Raw genomic sequence first — 18,862 nt, 5'->3', positions numbered from 1 at the left:
GGCGGGGGCTTTCTCGCCCGGATCTGCGTCGGGGTCGTCTTCGAGCTACGTGCGAGGGTGATGAGCCATGGGAATGGAGATCGTCCTCCCGCTGCTCGCCTCCGCGGCCCTCAGCGGCGCGGGCACCGTCATGTCGGCTCGCGAGCAGAACAGCGCGCGCCAGCGTGACGCGATGGCGCGCCTCGCCGCGACGGACCAGGAGATACAGAAGCAGCGCAAGTTCCAGCAGGAAGCGGCCGACATCTTCGGCAACACGATGCAGCGCTTCACGCCGGAACAGCAGCAGGCGACGCAGCAGGGCGAGACCGACAAGCGCACGCAGGCGCTCGTCGACAACCTGGAATCCAACGCGCCGAACTACACGCCGCCGATCTCCGGTTCGGCGCCGACCATCGTCGGGCAGACCCTTGCCGACGCCATGACGAAGGCCATGGACCGCAGCAAGGCGGATGCGACGCGCCTCGGAAAGCTCCTCGGCAGCGAAGGAACCATGCTGTCGAACAGCCTCGGCCTCACGCAGGGCGCCCGCGGCATCAGCACCGTGAACGACTTCTCCAACGTGTCGGCGAGCCTCTTCCCGACCCGCATGGAGTCCATAAGGAACGCAGCCTTCAAGCAGCCGTCCGGCTTCGGCGACGTGCTCCGCTCCGGCGGCCAGCTCTTCGCTTACGGCGCCGGCCGCGGCTGGTTCGGGTGAGGTAACAGATGCCGTCGCAGCGCATTCCCGGTGTCCTCTCGCCGGTGGCTGATTCCATGAGCAGCCTGCTCAAGGTGCTCATGTCGGCGCCGGACGACGCCACGGTGGCCGCGAAGCGCGGTACGGCCGAGAAGCTGATGCGCGAGAACGAGGCCGCGGCGGCCCTCGGCACGCTCATGTCCGGCTTCAAGCCCGGCGGCAGCGTGGCCGACCTTTACGGAACCGCACTGCGCGGCGGCATCAACCCGCAGCACGTCGGCGACGCCATTCGCGGCGTCACGGCGGTGGCCCCCGACGTTGACGACCTGATGCGGTCGCGCGCCTTCCTCGGTGCGGGAGGCGCCTGGAGCAGCACGCCGACCGGCTTCGCGCAGGGGCAGGCGACCGAGATCCAGAAGCAGCGGTTGGCCAACGACGCCGCGATGGCGCGAGCGCAATTCGAGCTGAACAACAAGCCGACCGAGATCATGACGCCGGAAGGGCCGCGCATTGCTCGGACGCAGGACGCTATCGGGCAGATGCCGCTCGCGGCCGAGTCCAACGTGCGGGCGGCTTCCTCGCGCAGAACTTCGGCAACGTCGGCGCGCTGCCGCCGGCCGAGCAGCGCATCCTTGGCGCGGAGAGCAAGACGCAGCCGACGCCGCGGAACTACGTCGCCGGGGGCCAAAGCTTCATCACTTACGACGGCGTCACCGACGCGCGCAGCGGCCAGCCGCTGCCGGCCGGCGGCTATATCGCCAACGCGCAGGGCACCGCGAACGACGTCGGGCTGCGGCCGAACGTGCAGGGCGACCTCCAGACGCGCGTCATCAACGCGAACTCGGCGCTGGAGGTCGGCAACCAGATCCTCGGCATTCTCGCAAAAGACCCCGCGGTGGTCGGCCCGACCGGCAACACGCGCCGCCTATTGCAGGACGCGACCGACGTCTTCGGCTCGGTGGCGACGGTGTTCGGGGGGCAACAGCAGCTCGTCGGGGAGATCGACCGGGCGCGCCAGGATCTCGTGCAGACGCTCGGCCCGCAGGCGCAGACGCTGCTCCCCGAACTGTTCAACCCGAACCTCAACAGCATCGAGACGCTCAACGGCTTCCTCGTCTACAAGGTTGCCGAGGCCTCGGGCAGTCCGGGCGGGGCGCCAGCGACCAAGACATCCAGCGTGTCATTCAGATGGTCGGCTCGCCGTCGAGCTGGCTCACCGGCCCGACCACCTACGAGAACAAGATCCGCACGATCCTCGACCTGGTCACGTCCAGTCGTGATGCGGCGCAGCGGGCGCTGTCCGGCGGAGCCGGCGCCTCGGCCGGTGCGGCACCCGCAGGCGACCCCACGGTCGGCACAACCCCGGCGCCGGCCGGCGATCAGCCGCGCCGTCGCCGCTACAACCCGGCAACGGGGCAGATCGAATGATCGAGATCGAGGCCCCTGACGGCAGCATCGTCGAGTTTCCCGATGGCACGCCGGACGACGTGATCACCGACGCCATGCGGCGCGCCTTCGGCGGCCCGCAACAGAGCGGCACGCCCGTGGCGCAGGCCCCGGCGGCTGCGCCGCAACCGGCGCCGGGCGCTCAGCCCGCGCCGCCGATCTCCCTCGGCGACTCGCAGGTCAACTGGCAGGACCAGGTGCCCCCGCCTGCGGCGGCGCAGGCTCCCATTGAGCCGCCGGGCGCGGCCAAGTCGCTTCTGTTCGGCACGCAGGCGGTCGGCCGTGGCCTCGCCGACGCGGCGGGCGCACTGCCGGACCTGTCGAATTTCGCAGCCAACATCCTGCTCGGCGGCGCGGACCTCGCAGCCCGGCCGTTCGGTGGCAGCGTGGACTTCCGCTTTGGCCCGAGCCCGATCGGGTCGAACGCCATCGCCGACAGGGCGTCGCAGCTTGTCGAGAGCGCGGGCATAGACTTGGTGGACCCGCAGGAGATGCCGGCCGGTCAGCGTGTCCTGTACGATGCGGCCCGAGGCGGCACCGCCGCGGCGGCGACCGCCGCGCCGCTCGCCCGCGCGGCGCCCACCCTCGTGGCGGCGCGGGAAGGCGGTCAGCGCATCGCGCCCCCGGCGGCCGAGCGGCTGATCGAACCCTACGTCTCGAGTCCGGCCCGGACGATCGTCGGCGACATCGCGGGGGGCGCCGGTGCGCAGACCGCCGCCGGCCAGGTGGAGCGCAGCGAGACAGTTCAGGATGCCCCGCCGTGGTTGAAGGGTATTGTTCAGATCCTCGCGCCGTTCGTCGGTGCCGTTGGCGGAGTCGGCCTCACCGAGGGCGTAGGCGGCCTCGGCAGCGCCGCACGGACTGCGGCATTGCGCCGGTCGACTGACACGAACCTCGCGCCCGATCCGTTCACCGGCCAGTCGTTCAACCGGGCCGACGTCGAGCAGGTGGCGCGCGAGGTGCAGGACGCCAGCCGGCAGGGGCTCCCGATGCGCCAGGCTGGTGCAGCGCCGGAGCGCGCCGCGCAGACGATCGAGGATCGGGCAAACGAGTTCCGCGCTGCCGGCCTGCCGGTGCCGACAACCGGGCTCATCGCCGACAACGTCGGATTGGCCGGCCTGGAAGGGCAGCAGCGCGTCACGAATCGCGCGCCCTTCATCAACAGGGATGACACGGTCTCGGGCGCCGCGAGCGAGCGTGTGCGCTCCATCCGCGACGAGACGGCCGACCCGCAGGCCGCGCGGGAGTATGCACAGCGCTATGGCGAGACGCGTCTCGACCAGGCACAACGGGAGGTGGACCGCGAGCGCGGCCGGCTGCGGGAAGTCGAGACGGCGCAGGCCGCCGACCGCGGTGCGCAGGTGCCGCTGGCCTCGCGCGCGGCCCGCGATGAGGCCAGCGGCCGGCTGCACCAGTCGGTCGTCGAGGACTACACCGCCGCGCGCGCCGAGAAGAACCGCCAGTTCGACGAGGCGCCGGGGCGCGTTGAGCAACTCCCAGCCGACAGCGTGACTGCCGCTGCGCAGCGCGTGCGGGAGCGTGTCAATGCGCTCAATCCCCGCCAACGTGAGGAACTTCCCGGCGATTTCGTCGAGCGGCTGGAGGCTCTCGCACCGGACATTCGACAGCGGACGGTTACAAGCCCGGTCCTCGATGAGAGCGGCCGGCCGATCACCCGCGTAGAGGAGGTGAATGTCGGCGGTCCCGGCACGGCAGCAGGTGGCGACTTGGCCGAGCTGCGTAAGACGCTCAGCACTGCCGAGGAGGTTGCGCGCACGCGGGGCAACTTCAAGCTGGCCGATGGCATCCGCGATCTGCGCGGCGCCATCAACCGGACCATCGAGGAGGCGCCCGGCTACGCCGAGGCCAACCAAACGTACCGCGAGTTCGCCGGCCGCTACCGGCCGACTCCGACCGACGAGATGGCGAAGTTCACGCGCGAGATTGATCGGGGGCGCGAACCGCCGCCGTCGCAGACCGCGTCGCGCTTCCTCGGCAGCGGCCCCGAGAAGGTCGCGTCGCTCCGGCGCGTCATCAGCGAGCGGGGGGAGGGCGCCGCGACGGATTACCTGCTCGGCGAGGTGGCGAACATCGCCCTGTCCGGCAGCAACCGTCTCAACTGGCAGGCCGTGTCGAATTGGGCTTCGCGTAATGCCTCGGTGCTGCGCGAGTTCCCGGCCGCGCAGCGGGAGGTCAACAGCATCATCGCGCGGGCGCGCCGCGGCGACCAGCTCTCGACGGAGCAGCTCGACCGCCTCCGGCAGGCCGAGCGCCAGCTCGGCGCAACGCAGCGCGACCTCGATCGGAGCGCCGCCGGCATCCTGATGGACAAGGATCCGCAGCGTGCCGCGCGCGCCATCCTTAACGACAGCGACGACCCGGTTGGGAGGATGCGCGAGGCCGTCAAGCTCCTCGGCCGCAACGAGAAGGCGCTCCGTGGCTTCCGGGCGGCGGTGGCCGACGAGATGCTTGAGCGTGTCACGACCACCAAGCCGGATGCGCTCAAGCCGGACGAGTTCGCGACCACCTACGCGCAGCTCACGCGGAACTTCGAGAAGAACCGCGCAGCGCTGGCCGAGGTGCTGACGCCGGAGCAGATGAACGCGCTCCAGCAGGCGCACAGCCTGCTCAAGAGCTTCACGACCATGGGCAAGCAGGCGCTCCCCGGCTCGCAGACGGGCGAGCGCTTCGGGAACTTCCTCCGGCCGCTCGAAATGGCCGTGCGCATCCGCTACGGCGCCCTCCAGGGCGGCAGCATCATGAAAAAGGCGCGGCTGCTCCTGTCGAACATCCCGACCAACGAGGAGAGCGTCAACGCCCTCAAGCTCATGATGGCCACCGACCCTGATGTGGCCGTCTACCTGCTCCGCAAGGACGTGCGGAACTTCGACGCCCCGGCGGCCAACGGCCGCCTGCAACGCCTTCTCGCCACCGCCAGCGCCGCCCGTGCCACCAACGAAGAGGATTGAGGATGGCACGTAGGGTCAATGCGGAAGGGCTCCGGCTCATCAAACAGTGGGAGGGCCTGCGGCTGCGGGCCTATCGGGATTCGGGCGGTATCTGGACGATCGGCTACGGCCACACGTCGGACGAGAAGCTCACCGTTCGCGAGGGGCTCACTATCACGGAGGCGATGGCCGAGGAGATGCTCGTGCACGACCTGCGCGAGGCCGAGGCCGCCGTCGAGCGCCTGGTGAAGGTGCCTCTCACCGACAACCAGTTCGCCGTTCTGGTGTCCTTCGTCTTCAATATCGGCGTCGGGGCTTTCGAGAAGTCGACCCTGCTCAGGAAGCTCAATGCCGGGCAGCACGACGCCGTGCCGGGCGAGCTGGCCCGGTGGGTGCACGTCAAGGGGCAGCGCGTGCAGGGGCTCGTCAACCGCCGGGCGGCCGAGGCCGGGTTGTGGGCCAAGGGCTCGTTCGTCTGCTCGAACACCGTCGAGCCGCAGCCCGACAAGCCGCCGGTCGTGGACAAGGAGACGGTGTCGTGGGGCGCCGGCATCCTGTCGACCCTTGGCGCGCTCTTCGCCGGCAGCGGGCCGGTGCAGTGGGCGCTTGCGGTCGTCATCGTTGCGAGCTTCGGCGTCGGGCTCTGGTTCTTCATCAGGAAGCGGGTGAGGGCGGCATGACGGCGGCGCTGGCGTGGTTGTGGGGCAAGGCGAAGGACTTCGCCATCTGGATCGGAATCGCTGTCGCGCTGCTCGTCACCATTGTGGTCGAGGCGCGTCGGGCCGGCGCCTACAAGGAGCGCCTCGCGCAGCGCGAGAAGACGGATGCGATGCGGGAGAAGTGGGATGAGGTTGATCGCGAGCGTGTTGATTTTGACGCTTCCCTTGGCCGCCTGCGCGACAGGTCGAAGCGTTGAGTGCCCGCCGCTTGCCGGCCCGCCCTCCGCGGTGGTCGACGCTCTGGAGAGCGCTGGCCGCACGGATCCGAGCGCGGCGGCGTGGGTGATCGATCTCGACCGCCACTACCAGAAGCTCGACGCGTGCCGGTGAGGAGGTAGACCGTGGCCAACATCGACCTCGCCAACTTCCTCGCTCCTGGGCAGGACGTCAGCCACCTCCGGCTGCAAGAGGCGCTGATGCGCGGCCTCACGGGATTGCTCGCCGAGGCGCCGGACATTGTCCGGCAGAACCTCCGCATCAACAGCGGCTATCGAAGCCCCGAGCGCCAGGCGCAGCTCTTTGACCAGGCGCTCGCCAAGTACGGCTCGGAGCAGGCGGCGCGGAAGTGGGTCGCACCGCCCGGCCGCAGCCGGCACAACTTCGGCATGGCGGTCGACCTCGGCTACGGCCAGAAGGGGACGCCGATCTACGACGAGGTTCGGCAGTGGGTCCACCAGAACGCCAATCGCTTCGGCCTGCACTTCCCGATGGCTCATGAGCCGTGGCATGTCGAGCCGATAGGCTCCCGCCGCGAGATTCCGGGTAGCGCTCCTGTTGCAGTTTTCGCACATAATTCTCAATTCCCGACATCCGCAAGCGGATACGCGCCCGAATCGACGCCCGCGCCGCAGGAGAACCTCGGCTTCTTCCTGCGCAACGCGTATCTGCAAAAGGATTTGGGATCAGGCGCTTACCTCGATCCGAAGAAGGCGGAGATGGCGCTGGCCGAACTTGCGAGGCTCGGCCCCTTCGGTTGAGCGGCTCAGTTGTGCCCGTGCGCGTTAATGTCTATATTCGCGTTTGTCGCGAAAACGCGATTTTTGACATTTCCGCACGAGGAGAGGATGGCCAAACACTACATAAACCCGCCCCCGACGAGTGAACCGTCCGAGGGGGTATCGTCCCTGGATGCGCGTAAGGAGTTCGCTCGGCGCCTCCAGGCGCTTCGCAGCGCCAAGGGATGGAACCAGTCGGAGCTTGCCCGTCATGCGTCCAAGCACATGACGGCGGGAACCGACTTCAACCGCAGCAACATCTCAGCCTACGAGCGCGCAGTGACCCTGCCGCGCACCGAGCATCTGCACGCGCTGGCGAAGACGCTCGGTGTCAACCCGGCCGATCTTATCCCGGCCCGCGGCGTCGCGTCGGTCAACACCAAAGCCTCGCCGGTGTCGATGCAAGATCTCGGCGACGGTCGCGTTTGGTTGCGCGTCAACAGCACGGTGCCGTGGGAGACGGCGCTGGAGATCATTCGAAAGGTGAAAGAGTCGGATGAGCCTACTGACAAGTAAGGACGTCGCCGCCGCGCTCGGGGTTGACACTCGCACGGTGCAGTCGTGGGTCCGCAGGGGTGCCCTCGTGCCGGATTCCATCACCCTCGGCGGCCACGCTCGATACTCGCCCGAGACCGTTGAGGAGCTGAAATCCAAATGTCTAGAGCGAAACGGGATCTCCCCTGGGTCGACACCAGGGGCGGTGTCTACTACGTCCTCTGGAGCGTCAGCAGCGTCGATGCTGCCGGCCGGAAGCGGACGTCAGTTGAGCGCCTCAGCCTTCGCACGCGCGACCCGGACGAAGCGCAAACTCGCTTCGCTGCCTTCCTCGCGGAAGGGCAAGACGTCCTGCGCCCCGCTGCCGAGCGTCGAGGAAATGCTGGCCTGACGATCAAGCAGGCACTCGACGACTATTGGCGCGAGCACGTCAACGCGCTGGACGACCGGGGGCGGCCGAACGTCGCCGACCCGACCCGCCAGGAGAATGCCATCCGTCACCTCAAGGCCTTCTTCAAGGAAGACCTCGTGACGGACATCGACATCCCGAAGTGCCGGGCCTACACGGCGGCCCGCCGGGCAGGGACGATCGGCGGCGGCAAGCGGCGCAAGAACAAGAAGGGCAGCGACAGCACCATTCGGCGCGAGCTGGTAACTCTGCATGCGGCGGTCGAGCACGCCATCAAATGGAAGCGGCTTACCGGCATCACCGTCGACCAGCTCCCGCAATTCGAATACCCGTCCGATCGTCGCGACACAGAGGAGAGCGGGGAGGCCCCGTGGCTGACGCATGCGGAGCTGGCGATGCTGCGCGCCGCAGCCACTGGTCGGCTCGCCGACTTCATCGAGATCGCCTACTACACGGCCAGCCGCAAGCGCGCCGTCGAGACGCTCCAATGGTCGCAGGTGAGGCTCGCCGAGGGCAAGATCCATCTGGCCAAGGTGGGCGAGCGGAAGACCAAGAAGCGGCGCCCCATCGTGCCTATTGATGCAGAGCTACGGCCGACACTGGAGCGTCTGCACCAGGAGCACGTCGCAGAGAAGAGGGCGACCGATTGGGTGCTCGGCACCCCGACTTCGCTCTATCGCCCTTTCGTGAAGCTGTGCGCGAGCCTCGGCATCAAGGCGAGCCCGCACATTCTGCGTCACACCCGCGCGACGCATCTCCTCATGGACGGGGTGTCGATCTACGACGTGGCGCGCCTGCTCGGCGACACGGTGCCGACTGTCGAACGGGTCTACGGCCACCACTCGGCCGAGTACCTCGCGAAGTCGATCGAGAAGAAGAAGGGGAAGCGAAATGGAGAAGGCCGAGAAGCTGCTTGAGACGACCGCCGCAGCGGTCGGCGCGTTCGAGTGGACCGACATTGGGGCTGCGTGGGGCTGGTTCGGAATCGCGGTCGCGCTGTCGCTGGGAATCATCCAGATCGGCGACCGGATCCTGGCGAAGTTTGGCTTGTGATACTGGCCATTGATTGTCGCGTTTTGCGCGTTTCAGTTATGGCAGATTGTTGATTTATAAGGCGAAAATGCGTTTTTGCAACTTGCACGCAGCCCTTTCACGGCGAAAACAGGGGTTCGAGTCCCCTTGGGCGCGCCACTTCGGAACCAATCTGCGAACGCTTGCTGTAGCCGCCTTCGCGCCCGAAGCGTCCATTTCGATCCCATCATCCGAATTTGCAGCTCTTCCACTCTGACGCGTTGCGGAATGTCAGGCGTATCGCTGTCGGGCAGGCGGAGACGTTTACGTGCCGCCTGCGAACGCTGACGGACGACCATCGGCTTCGTCGTTCGTCTCGGGGCCTCGCGGACGCAGCCCTCGGACGTCCTGCAGCCCGAAGACGGCCTCAGGCACGACGGCCTCTCGTCGTGATGCGGGGCGCATGGCCGAGGCTGATCTTGGTGAGCGGTGGAGAGCGCGAGAAATGGCCGGAGAGGGGACCGGCGCCGGGGGCTGCGCCGATCCGTTCCGTCGGCTCGGTGGCGTCGGCTGCGATGCCGCAGCGACGATCGCAGGGCGATGATCGCCAGGGTTCCTTGCCCTTAGCGCGTGCTCAGGCGATGGCAACGACGCCGAAGAGGACCAGGAGGAAGAGGACGAGCACGATGGCGATCAGAATGCGAGCGCCCGTCGCCGCTGCACCCGCCAAGGCGTGAAAGCCGAGAAGGCTGGCAACGGCCGCGACGACGAGAAGAATCAGAATCCACTTGAGCATGGCGAAGTCCTTCCATCGGCGGAAACGTCCACCGCCGGTACAGACATGAAACACCTTCGCCCGAATTTCGGTTCCAGATCCGATCCGCCCCGGTCATTCAAGCCGGGATCTCACCGCAGGCTGCTCTTGCCGGCATTTCAGCCGCAAAAGAGGGGGGCGGCGTTCGGGAAGCGCTTGCGTCATCCGCAGCGCACGCGCCAAAGACACGAAGGGAGCAGCACCGCTGCTCCCTTGTCGGCCGTGAACGGATCCTGTCCGCTTGTACGGCGCGGGAGACGTTTCGGGGCGCTTTCGCGCCCCGACGATGTCGCTCCCGTCAAACGGTCGATTCGCGCCTGTGGCGCGTCAGGCGTCGTCTTCCCCGTCGTCGATCGGCACGAGGAAGAGCACGTCGAGACCTTCCTCTTCGCCGTCGAGCGTTTCGTCCTCGTCGAAGGCTTCCGCGTCCTCTTCCATCATCAGGTCGAAGGTCTCGGATTCCTCCTCGCTTGCCGGGCGCAGATTCAGCGGCGCCACGCCGTCCCACAGCGGCTCGCCGTCGCTCGTCATCTGCCTGAGGTCGTTCCTGAAGGCCTCCTGATCGAAGACGGAGCGGGCCTGTTCCTCGTCGGCGTCGATCACGGCGACGGCCTTGCGGCCGATTTCCAGTGTATACATGTGAGGTCCTTCATCTCGGAAAGCGACGCGAAAGCCTCTGCGCGCTCGGCTGCGGCTGTAGCGCGTCCGGGCCGGCGGCACCAGCGCCATCTCAGCGAATTTCTGTGTCGGATGCGTGGCGGATGCAGCGCCGGAAGCGGCGCGGCCGGTCATTGCCAAACCGGGCGGCAACGCTTTGAATGGCGCCGCGGCGCTTCCGCCGCCTCTGATGGCCGGCGATTCGAGGAGGCAGCAGGCCGGCGCTTCTCTTCCTGATCTTTACAGCTCGTGTTGCGTACTTCCATCCAGCAACCCAAGCCCGGAGAGGGACGATGTCGGAACAACTTGCCGATGTTCAGAAGTATGCGAAGAAACCGGTCAACGAGGCCGCCTTGGCGGGCCTCGCCAAAACGTATCAGCTGGTGCTCGGCAAGTCCGACAGCCGCTATGTCGCATGCTCCGATCCGGAAGAATGCGCCCGTATCCGCGAGAATTTCCTGAAGAAGAAGCTGGGGCTGACGAGCGGCGATCTCGACGGCGCCATCAAGACGGTCTGCCAGACCATGAAGGACGACCGCACGAAGTCGCGTCTGACCTTCTATTACCTGCTGGCCGAGCATTTCGGCAAGCTGGACGCCTTCGCCTGAGCGCGGAAGGCGCTCGCCGGAGCTTCGAGCCCAGAAAAAAGGCCGGCGGGATGTCCGCCGGCCTTTTGCATGGAATGACACCCGTGTCAGCAGTCGCGATAGCGGCGGCCGCGGTAGTAGTAGGTCTGGCACTGGGGCGCCGTGGCCGCGCCGATCATGGCGCCGCCGGCCGCGCCGATGGCGCCGCCGACGACCGCGCCGCCGGCCGTGCCCGTGGCCAGGCCGCCGACGAGGGCGCCGGCGCCGCCGCCGATGAGAGCGCCGCCGACCGCACGGTCACCAGGGTTGTTGGTGTTGCAGGCGGCGAGACCGAAGGCCAGTGCGCCCAGAAGAATGATCTTTTTCATGAACGGGCCCCTCGAAAGGAACAAGCGAATCCGGGCGCACCGCGCCCGGCACCTTTCCTCATACGTGGCCGAGGCCGGAAAGCAAATGGCCTTTGCGCACGGTGGCGATGCCGCCACTGCCGCGCGTGCCGCCCCGGCACCGGAGTGTTGGCGACCCCTGCAGGGCTCGAACCTGCGACCTAGTGCTTAGAAGGCACTTGCTCTATCCAGCTGAGCTAAGGGGCCGTCGCGTGGCTCGCCGGCGGCGTCAGTGCGTCCAGGGCGTCACGCGGTTGAACTTGAAATTGTCCGAATAGGAGATGATGCGGCGCTTCGGGGCAAACGGCTGCTCGATGCGATAGGGGATGCCGTTGCGGCGCGCGTAGGCCTCGGCCTCCTCCCGGCTGTCAAAGGACAGCTTGAGCTGCTGGCGCATGTCCGACGAACTCGTCCAGCCCATCAGCGGCTCGACCTCGCGCGGCTTCTCCGGCTCGAATTCGAGCAGCCAGCGCTTCGTCTTGGCGGTGCCGGATTGCATGGCCGTCTTCGTCGGCCTGTAGATGCGTGCGATCATTGGTCGTCGCGGCTTTCTCTAGGAACTGGCCCCAACCGCGCCGGAGAGGGGCCAGAAGGCGACCTGCCGGCGCAGCCGTCGAACATGATGGTCGGGGCAGCAGGATTTGAACCTGCGACCCTCTGCTCCCAAAGCAGATGCGCTACCAGACTGCGCTATGCCCCGAACCGTTCATGCTCAAGGTTTTCCTAGTGTTTCCGACGGGGGAAGGCAAGGGCATCCAGCGCCGATGTGGAACGGAACGGAACCGACATGCACAGTTCGGGACCGAAAGTCCCGAAAAAATCCCGAAGCGTGTTCCCACCCTGTTCACGGTGCACTCGTTCCCTTTTCCGGGGCTGGGCCGGCCGCTTCCGACGTCCCTTGGCGACATCCTCCATCGCCTCCCTCAGATCGTCGTCATCGGCGTGGGCGTACTTCATCGTCGTCGCGATATGCGCGTCTATGTCTGTTCCATTTTAGATACATCTGTCGGCGGGAGTTCCACTTTTGTTGATCACCGCGGCGAGTTGCCCTGCTAAGGAGAAACGATCCCTTCCGGGGGCTTCCGGCAGATTTGCGATGCGCGTATAGGCGGCAGCCTGCCGGCGCGAGAGCAGCACCAAACATGAGGGACGGTTAATCGATGGCTACGCTCTCCCTGTCGTCGTGCTCGTCATTCTGAGCAGAGAAATCGAATTTCATGGCTATCCGGGAGTGTGCGTCAGGAAGCCGAACAGCAGAATAGCTGCACCAACGACAATCATCGCAAGCCCCGGCCAATTGTCCCTAACGCCAAGAACGCGGATGCCGCTGCGCTTCGGTTCCAGCGTAGGAACTCCCGCCTGCGTCGTGTGGGGATTGCTCATGCGGCCGCGAAAGATAGCGACGTGTGCCGAATAGAGCACTCCGATCATGACGAGAGCGGCGCCTAGCCAAGTGATCCACACCATTTCTAACCTCCACCACGATGAACGAGCGTAGTGCTGGCAAGGTTCCGGTGGCCAGAGTGGGACAGCGGCGCTGCCCTCCGGGCGTTTCCTCCCTGACTTGGCCCGCCCGGTTCGCCGATGGCGGGGCCTTTTTGCGTTTCAGGGCGTCGTTTGGTCGATCAGGGACATCAGGCGGCGCCTGCTTGCCTCGCGGTCGCATTTTCCACCATCGCACCATTTGTCATAGGTAGAGCGCGGCACGCGCAGCTCCTCGGTGCACTGGTTGCGCGTCCAGCCATGGGCGGCGCAGGCGGCGGCGAACGTGAGGCCGGGATCATAGTTGCCCCGGATGCGCTCCGGCGGCGTCGGCATGCCCCAGGTCGCCATAACCATCTCTCGCTCACCGTCCGTGCCGATGCGGACGATCGGTGCGAGCGTGCCGGGGTAGATGTCGCGCGACGGCTCGTTCCAACCGATTCGGTCGACCATGCCGCGGGTAAGATCGAGGATCGCCTCGCGGTTGGATCGGACGTTGTAGAGGTTGCACATGGGCCGCTCCAGTCGTGATCCGACGGGCGTAACAGAATTTCCCGAAAAAAGTCCCCAACTGGAGCGGGCAGACCTGTCAAGGTCCTTGCTGGCCAATGGGTCCAGCAGATTGGAACCGATGCTCGGTCGCGGAGGCTACCCAAAGGCGAAGGTCGGTCGCAGCCTGCCGCGCCGCAATCCACCCATCGTGGCGGAGATCTCATTGCGAGCGCTTCGCGAATCGTGGCAAATTCTAGGCAAGAAAGAGTTGAAGCGGCGGCGTGGAAAGCAGACACGCGGGTTGCGGAGACAGTGGTTAATAACACGCACCGGAGTGGGTGTGTCTCTCATGGAGCACAGCGCGCCACTAGAGCGAAGAGCGAAGCAACCGGACCACTAACCCTCATCTAGCAGGATGTTCGCCGGAGTTGCGCCCGGCCCGTATCAACCAGACTGAAGCCTTGGACCGCTCCAAACCAGAGCGGTTTTTTTATGCCGCCTGGTGCTGCTGAACGGATATCGGGGCAGGGCGCGCCATCGCCATTGGCCCGGTGCCGACCGTCCGGGCGTGCCTGAGCCGCTGGACAACGCTGCCTTGCAGTTGTCGCCGCCACGCCCTCGCGGCGCGTCTTGCCCTGGAGGAGCCGAGCTGCAGCCTTTCGCCAGCCCGCACTGGTCCGGCGCCTGGCGACTGCGGGCCGAGGAGGAAGGCCCGGTATCTCATCGATGTCGTGCTGAAGATGCGGCGGCGCCGGGATGGTCCGGATTGGTGCCTGCACGCGGGCTCGCGCGAGGGCGCGGCCGAAGGGGGAGGGCGCTTGCGCCCTCCCGCCGGGGCAGGCCTCAGGCGGCCTGGAGGTTGCCGGCAGAGGTCTTGCCGGTGCGGCGGTCCGTCTCGAGCTCGTAAGAGATCTTCTGGCCCTCGTTCAGGCTGCGCAGGCCGGCGCGCTCGACGGCGCTGATGTGGACGAACACGTCCTTGCCGCCGTCGTCAGGCTGAATGAAGCCATAACCCTTCTGCTCGTTGAACCACTTCACGGTGCCGGTGCTCATTGTCGTATCCTTCGTCTTCAGGTTGCACGCGGGCGCGCGCACGCCAAGCGGGCGAGCGCCATTGTCGTCGCAGATTTTGGGGAAGAAGTAGGTAGGTGCGCCTGACTGCGAGGCGTGACAGACCAATATTCCGGCCAAATCTCGATAAGGTAACGATAGGGCCCAATTGTGGTCGATGCAAGGCGCTTGGCCGGCCGGGCGGCGAGAGCGGCTCAAAGGGGCGGCAGGGCAAGCCATTGCCGGCAGCGCATGCCGCCGCTAAAACGGCGCTCGTTCGACATGCGGGGCGTCGAGGGCGAATGCGGGCCAGGGCGCCGGGGGCGGCGCTGGGCGGGATTTCCGGAACGGGCGAGAGAATGGCCTTGATCGGTGAAAGCACGGCGCCAGCCGGTGTGCGGAAAAAGGGCGCGGTGCAGGGCGGCGACTGGGCGCAGCGGCTCGTCGCGGCCCTGAGTGCGAGCCATGCGAGGGCGCTCGTCGTCCTCTTCCTCCTGTCCTGCGCGGCCTTCGCGCCGGGTTTCGCTTCCCTCCAGCCGATGGACCGGGACGAGCCCCGCTTCGCCCAGGCGAGCAAGCAGATGCTCGAGACCGGCGATTTCGTCGACATCCGCTTCCAGGACGAGGCGCGCCACAAGAAGCCCGTCGGCATCTACTGGCTGCAGAGCGCTGTCGTCGCCGGGGCGGAGGCGCTCGGCGTCGACAACGCGCGCGCCACCATCGCCTATTATCGCATTCCCTCCTTCCTCGGCGCGGTGGCGACGGTGCTCGTCACCTATTGGGCGGCGCTCGCCTTCGTGTCACCGGGCGGGGCGCTGCTCGCCGGCGCCTTCATGGCCGCTTCCGTCCTCCTCGGCGTCGAGGCGCGGCTCGCCAAGACGGATGCGGTGCTGACGGCCACGACCGTCGTGCTGTTCGGCGGGCTGGCGCGGCTCTACCTCTGGCGCGACAGGATCATCCCGGCCGGCACGATCGCCGCCTTCTGGGCGGCCTTCGCCCTGTCCATCCTCGTCAAGGGACCGATCGGCCCCATGGTGGTCGGCCTTGCCGGGGCCGCCCTGTCGGCCCGCGCCCGCACCGTCGGCTGGCTGAAGGGCCTCAGGCCCGGCTGGGGGCTGCTGCTGACGGCTCTCATCGTCGCGCCGTGGTTCATCGCCATCGCCATGAAGACGGGCGGCGCCTTCTTCGATGAATCGGTCGGCAAGGACATGCTGGCCAAGGTCGGCTCGGGCCAGGAGAAGCACTGGGCTCCGCCCGGCTTCTATCTCCTCGCCTTCTTCGGCACGTTCTGGCCGGCGGCCGTGCTCACGGCCATCGCCCTGCCGCTCGCCTGGCGATGGCGGGCGGAGCCCTGGGTCGCGGTGTGCCTCGCCTGGGTGCTGCCGTCCTGGATCATCTTCGAGGCCGTGCCGACCAAGCTGCCGCATTACGTGCTGCCCCTCTATCCGGCCCTTGCCATCTTCACGGTCAAGGTCATGGAGCTCGGCGAGGTCGGGCCGCATCGCCCCGCGGCGGTGCCGGCGGCCCTGCTCATTCCCCTCATTCCGCTCGGCTTGCTGATCGGCCTCGGCATCGCCGGCTATCAGCTCGACGGGGTGCCGCCCTATGCGGGCATGCCGGGCATGCTCGTCGCCACCCTCGTCGCCTTCTGGGCGTGGCTTGCCTTCCGGCGCCGCGCGGTCGTCAAGACGGCGGTGCTCGCCGTCGCCGCCTCGCTCGTGCTGTCGGTCTCCGTCTGGGGCCTCACCCAGCCGCTGCTGCGCGCGCTGAAGCTGTCGCCGCGCCTTGCGGCGGCGGTCGAAGCCATCGGCTGCCCGTCGCCGCAGGTCGTGACGGTCGGCTATCGCGAGCCGAGCCTCGTCTTCCTCGTCGGCACCGATCTGGCGATGGCGTCGGACGGAAAGGCGGCGGCCGCCTTCCTCGATGGTCCGGGGTGCCGCATCGCGCTCGTCGAAGCGCGGGCGGAAGAGGAATTCCTTGCGTCGCTCGGTGAGATGGGAAAAACACCACGTCTCGTCACACGGGTGCCGGGATTCAATATCAACGGAGGGCGCAAGCTCGACATCGGCGTCTACGCCACGGGCGATTGAGCGAGAGCCACCCGTGAGCCACGCCGGTCCTTCGGCCGCCTGCAAGGTTTGAAATGAACGATCAATCTGAGATCGACGCCCCGGCACCGCGTGTGAGCATCGTCGTGCCGGTCAAGAACGAGGCCGGCAACATCGCGCCGCTTGTGGCCGAGATCGAGCGCGCCTGCGCCGGGCTGGCCCCTTTCGAGGTGGTCTACGTCGACGACGGGTCGAGCGACGGCACGGGCGCGGAGCTGGCGCGGCTCGCGGCCGAGCGGCCGTGGCTGAGGCGGTTGCGGCGCGAGCGCTCGGCCGGGCAGAGCGCCGCCGTCCGGGCGGGCGCGCGCGTGGCGCGGGCGCCGATCATCGTGACCATCGACGGCGACGGCCAGAACGACCCCGCCTTCATCCCCGAGCTCGTCGCCGCGCTCGAAGCGGGCGGGCCGGGCGTCGGGCTGGCGGCCGGCCAGCGTCTCGGGCGCAAGGACACGGGCTTCAAGCGCGTGCAGTCGCGCATCGCCAACAAGGTGCGCAGGGCCGTGCTCGGCGACGGCACCCGCGATACCGGCTGCGGCCTCAAGGCGGTGCGGCGGGACGTCTTCCTGAGCCTGCCCTATTTCGACGCCATCCATCGCTTCATGCCGGCCCTCGTCAAGCGCGAGGGCTATGACGTGGTGCTCGTCGACGTGGTCGACCGGCCGCGCCTGACCGGGCAGTCCAACTACGGGCTGTTCGACCGCCTGTGGGTCGGCATCCTCGATCTCTGCGGCGTGTGGTGGCTCATCCGCCGCTGCCGGCGGGCGGCGCCCGCCGAGGAGTTGAAGTAATGCTCATCATGTCGTTGTCGCGCGAGATCGGCGGCTACCTCTACGAGGTCTTCATCGCCAACTTCGACGTCTGGCTGGCGCTCGGCCTCATCGGCCAGCTGCTCTTCGCCATGCGCTTCGTCGTGCAGTGGGTGGCGAGCGAGCGCGAGCAGCGCAGCGTCATCCCGGTCGCCTTCTGGTTCTTCTCCATCGGCGGCGGGCTCATCACGCTCGTCTACGGGCTCTACAAGCGCGAGCCGGTGATCATCCTCGGCCAGGCATTCAGCATCTTCATCTACCTGCGCAACCTCGTCTTCATCACCCGCGAGCGGCGCGCCGCGCGCTCGGCCGCCAAGGGCTGAAGGCGCCGCGCTGGTTGTCGGGCGGGAAACGCAAGCGGGAGCAACGCGTTATGCCGCGTTGCTCGGAAAGTGAATCCGCTCAGCCGGCAGCTTTCAGCCGCGCGAAGCCGGCATCGAGATCGGCCTTCAGGTCGTCGAGGTCCTCGAGGCCGACCTGCAGGCGCAGGCACGGCCCGCCGGGATTCCAGGCGCTCGCGGTGCGATAGCTGCGGCAGTCGAAGGGGATGATCAGGCTCTCGAAGCCGCCCCATGAAAAGCCCATGCCGAAGAGTTCGAGCCCGTCGAGCAGCGCGGCGACCGCCTTCTGCGACGCCGGATGAAGGACGATGGAGAACACGCCGGTCGAGCCGAGGAAGTCGCGCTTCCAGGTCTCGTGGCCGGGGCAGGAGGGGAGCGCCGGATGCAGCACCTGCTTCACCTCCGGGCGCGCCTCGAGCCAGGCCGCGAGGTCGAGCGCCTGCTTCTCGGCTTCCTTGAGGCGCAACTGCATGGTGCGCATGCCGCGCAGGGCGAGGAACGTGTCTTCCGGGCCGGCGCAGGCGCCGAAGGCGTCGAAGGTGGCGCGCAGGGCCGGCCAGCAGCGCTCGTTGGCGGAGACGAGGCCGATGAGCAGGTCGGAATGGCCGCCGAGATATTTGGTGCCGGCCTCGATGGCGATGTCGGCGCCGCGCTCGTGCGGGGGATAGAACAGCGGGGTCGCCCAGGTGTTGTCGAGCAGCACGAGGGCGCCGCGCTGATGGGCCACCTCGGCGATGGCCGGCACGTCCTGCACCTCGAAGGTCTGCGAGCCCGGCGTCTCGGTGAAGACGACCGACGTGTTGTCCCTCATCAGCGCGGCGATGCCGGCGCCGACGAGCGGGTCGAAATAGTCGACCGCGACGCCCATGCGCTTCAGCACCGTGTCGCAGAAATGGCGCGTCGGCTGGTAGACGCTGTCGGTCATGAGCACGTGGTCGCCCGCCTTGACTGAGGCGAGTAGCGCGATCGTGACCGCCGCGAGGCCGGAGGGGACGACGACCGTGCCGGCGGCGCCGGTCAGGTCCGTCCAGGCGCTTTCGAGGGCCGAGATCGTCGGCGTGCCCTTGGTGCCATAGGTATAGCGGGCCTTGCGATGGACCAGCGCATCCATCGTCGGATAGAGCACCGTCGAGCCGCGGTAGACCGGCGTGTTGATGAAGCCGAACTGCTCGTCCGGGTTGCGCCCGGCGGTGACGAGGCGCGTGCGGATGCCGCGCGGTCTATCGGTGCTGGAAGACATGCCTGTGGAAAACCCTGGGGGTCGTGAGCGTGGATGTCCGGATGTTTGGACTGGCGTTCCCGCTGCCGTCAAGCCGTGCCGCTGCGACGGAGCCACGTGTTTTGCGGGGAGAGCGGCGGGCGACCGTCGTTCTGCCCCTTTTGCGCCATGAGTTTGTCACGGTTGTGCTTGACCGGCTCAACAAAGTCGAATGTGATGCA

The 18,862-nt window shown here is 67.4% G+C and carries 22 protein-coding genes, 2 tRNA genes and 1 pseudogene; 15 read left to right on the top strand and 10 right to left on the bottom strand.

Annotated features, from left to right (window positions below; genetic code table 11):
- Positions 1 to 73: 73 nt before the first annotated feature.
- The 10 genes and pseudogenes from AL346_RS20485 to AL346_RS25220 all read left to right on the top strand — a co-directional run bounded on the left by AL346_RS20485 (position 74) and on the right by AL346_RS25220 (position 8,741).
- Complete coding sequence (locus tag AL346_RS20485; RefSeq protein WP_019403032.1) at positions 74 to 697, top strand: hypothetical protein; 624 nt, start codon at positions 74 to 76, stop codon at positions 695 to 697.
- A gap of 781 nt (positions 698 to 1,478) precedes the next feature.
- Entirely contained in the window at positions 1,479 to 2,123 is a 645-nt protein-coding gene (locus AL346_RS25455; RefSeq protein ID WP_197286583.1) for a hypothetical protein, read from the top strand.
- Positions 2,101 to 5,091 carry a hypothetical protein gene (locus AL346_RS20465; protein WP_020424491.1) on the top strand — a complete coding sequence of 997 codons (2,991 nt, stop codon included), beginning with the start codon at positions 2,101 to 2,103 and terminating at the stop codon, positions 5,089 to 5,091. Before AL346_RS25455 ends, AL346_RS20465 begins: the two co-directional genes overlap by 23 nt.
- A gap of 2 nt (positions 5,092 to 5,093) precedes the next feature.
- Complete coding sequence (locus tag AL346_RS20460; protein ID WP_019403034.1) at positions 5,094 to 5,750, top strand: lysozyme; 657 nt, start codon at positions 5,094 to 5,096, stop codon at positions 5,748 to 5,750.
- Positions 5,747 to 5,986, top strand: coding sequence for a hypothetical protein (locus AL346_RS20455; protein WP_019403035.1), 240 nt, complete (start codon positions 5,747 to 5,749; stop codon positions 5,984 to 5,986). The genes AL346_RS20460 and AL346_RS20455 overlap by 4 nt, the downstream gene beginning before the upstream one ends.
- 144 nt (positions 5,987 to 6,130) lie before the next feature.
- A complete protein-coding gene (locus tag AL346_RS20450) occupies positions 6,131 to 6,766 on the top strand; it encodes a M15 family metallopeptidase (RefSeq protein WP_019403037.1) in 636 nt (211 codons plus the stop codon).
- An 87-nt stretch (positions 6,767 to 6,853) separates the two neighbouring features.
- Positions 6,854 to 7,300, top strand: coding sequence for a helix-turn-helix domain-containing protein (locus AL346_RS24850; RefSeq protein ID WP_157672257.1), 447 nt, complete (start codon positions 6,854 to 6,856; stop codon positions 7,298 to 7,300).
- Positions 7,281 to 7,376, top strand: a pseudogene (locus tag AL346_RS25975) (helix-turn-helix domain-containing protein); the annotation flags it as partial. The gene AL346_RS24850 and the pseudogene AL346_RS25975, both read left to right, overlap by 20 nt.
- A gap of 62 nt (positions 7,377 to 7,438) precedes the next feature.
- Positions 7,439 to 8,605, top strand: a complete 1,167-nt coding sequence (locus AL346_RS20440; protein ID WP_019403039.1) for a site-specific integrase — start codon at positions 7,439 to 7,441, stop codon at positions 8,603 to 8,605.
- Positions 8,580 to 8,741: a hypothetical protein gene (locus tag AL346_RS25220; protein ID WP_019403040.1), complete on the top strand. Its 162-nt coding sequence runs from the start codon at positions 8,580 to 8,582 to the stop codon at positions 8,739 to 8,741. The genes AL346_RS20440 and AL346_RS25220 overlap by 26 nt, the downstream gene beginning before the upstream one ends.
- Before the next feature lie 592 nt (positions 8,742 to 9,333).
- On the opposite strand, the gene AL346_RS24840 is transcribed toward AL346_RS25220, so the two are convergent.
- Both AL346_RS24840 and AL346_RS20435 read right to left on the bottom strand, forming a co-directional pair.
- On the bottom strand, positions 9,334 to 9,495 hold the full coding sequence (locus AL346_RS24840) for a DUF1328 family protein (protein ID WP_019403041.1): 162 nt from the start codon (positions 9,493 to 9,495) through the stop codon (positions 9,334 to 9,336).
- 345 nt (positions 9,496 to 9,840) lie between these two features.
- A complete protein-coding gene (locus AL346_RS20435; RefSeq protein ID WP_019403042.1) occupies positions 9,841 to 10,152 on the bottom strand; it encodes a hypothetical protein in 312 nt (103 codons plus the stop codon).
- 311 nt (positions 10,153 to 10,463) lie between these two features.
- Between AL346_RS20435 and AL346_RS20430 the strand changes: the two genes are divergently transcribed.
- Entirely contained in the window at positions 10,464 to 10,778 is a 315-nt protein-coding gene (locus tag AL346_RS20430; protein ID WP_019403043.1) for a DUF2853 family protein, read from the top strand.
- A gap of 86 nt (positions 10,779 to 10,864) precedes the next feature.
- Here AL346_RS20430 and AL346_RS20425 read toward each other — a convergent pair whose 3' ends face one another.
- The 4 genes from AL346_RS20425 to AL346_RS20410 all read right to left on the bottom strand — a co-directional run bounded on the left by AL346_RS20425 (position 10,865) and on the right by AL346_RS20410 (position 11,843).
- Positions 10,865 to 11,125 (bottom strand): hypothetical protein, encoded by a 261-nt coding sequence (locus AL346_RS20425; RefSeq protein ID WP_053194096.1) that lies wholly within the window; start codon positions 11,123 to 11,125, stop codon positions 10,865 to 10,867.
- Between the two features lie 148 nt (positions 11,126 to 11,273).
- Positions 11,274 to 11,350: transfer RNA gene (locus AL346_RS20420), tRNA-Arg, on the bottom strand.
- Between the two features lie 22 nt (positions 11,351 to 11,372).
- Entirely contained in the window at positions 11,373 to 11,678 is a 306-nt protein-coding gene (locus AL346_RS20415; protein ID WP_019402415.1) for an ETC complex I subunit, read from the bottom strand.
- Positions 11,679 to 11,766: 88 nt separating this feature from the next.
- A tRNA-Pro gene (locus AL346_RS20410) sits at positions 11,767 to 11,843 on the bottom strand.
- Between the two features lie 8 nt (positions 11,844 to 11,851).
- Here AL346_RS20410 and AL346_RS25215 point away from each other — a divergent pair.
- Entirely contained in the window at positions 11,852 to 12,199 is a 348-nt protein-coding gene (locus AL346_RS25215; protein WP_156332817.1) for a hypothetical protein, read from the top strand.
- Between the two features lie 165 nt (positions 12,200 to 12,364).
- Here AL346_RS25215 and AL346_RS20405 read toward each other — a convergent pair whose 3' ends face one another.
- The 3 genes from AL346_RS20405 to AL346_RS20395 form a co-directional block, all read right to left on the bottom strand.
- Positions 12,365 to 12,610 (bottom strand): hypothetical protein, encoded by a 246-nt coding sequence (locus AL346_RS20405; RefSeq protein WP_019402416.1) that lies wholly within the window; start codon positions 12,608 to 12,610, stop codon positions 12,365 to 12,367.
- 138 nt (positions 12,611 to 12,748) lie between these two features.
- A complete protein-coding gene (locus tag AL346_RS25450; protein WP_019402417.1) occupies positions 12,749 to 13,138 on the bottom strand; it encodes a hypothetical protein in 390 nt (129 codons plus the stop codon).
- An 822-nt stretch (positions 13,139 to 13,960) separates the two neighbouring features.
- Complete coding sequence (locus tag AL346_RS20395; protein ID WP_019402418.1) at positions 13,961 to 14,170, bottom strand: cold-shock protein; 210 nt, start codon at positions 14,168 to 14,170, stop codon at positions 13,961 to 13,963.
- Positions 14,171 to 14,526: 356 nt separating this feature from the next.
- Between AL346_RS20395 and AL346_RS20390 the strand changes: the two genes are divergently transcribed.
- From AL346_RS20390 to AL346_RS20380, 3 genes are read left to right on the top strand one after another with little or no spacing between them, the layout of a single operon-like run.
- A complete protein-coding gene (locus AL346_RS20390; protein ID WP_053193995.1) occupies positions 14,527 to 16,257 on the top strand; it encodes a glycosyltransferase family 39 protein in 1,731 nt (576 codons plus the stop codon).
- 53 nt (positions 16,258 to 16,310) lie between these two features.
- Positions 16,311 to 17,063 (top strand): glycosyltransferase family 2 protein, encoded by a 753-nt coding sequence (locus tag AL346_RS20385; RefSeq protein ID WP_053193992.1) that lies wholly within the window; start codon positions 16,311 to 16,313, stop codon positions 17,061 to 17,063.
- On the top strand, positions 17,063 to 17,404 hold the full coding sequence (locus AL346_RS20380; RefSeq protein WP_019401434.1) for a lipid-A-disaccharide synthase N-terminal domain-containing protein: 342 nt from the start codon (positions 17,063 to 17,065) through the stop codon (positions 17,402 to 17,404). Before AL346_RS20385 ends, AL346_RS20380 begins: the two co-directional genes overlap by 1 nt.
- A 79-nt stretch (positions 17,405 to 17,483) precedes the next feature.
- Here the strand turns inward: AL346_RS20380 and metC are convergent, their stop codons facing one another.
- The gene (gene metC, locus AL346_RS20375; RefSeq protein WP_019401433.1) at positions 17,484 to 18,662 is read right to left on the bottom strand and encodes a cystathionine beta-lyase; all 1,179 of its coding nucleotides are present in this window, start codon (positions 18,660 to 18,662) and stop codon (positions 17,484 to 17,486) included.
- Between the last annotated feature and the right edge of the window lie 200 nt (positions 18,663 to 18,862).

It is taken from the genome of Chelatococcus sp. CO-6 (assembly GCF_001271345.1).
Classification (GTDB): Bacteria; Pseudomonadota; Alphaproteobacteria; order Rhizobiales; family Beijerinckiaceae; genus Chelatococcus_A; species Chelatococcus_A caeni.
Note: the sequence above shows the minus strand (reverse complement) of the source record. Positions and strands in the feature narration are given on the sequence as shown.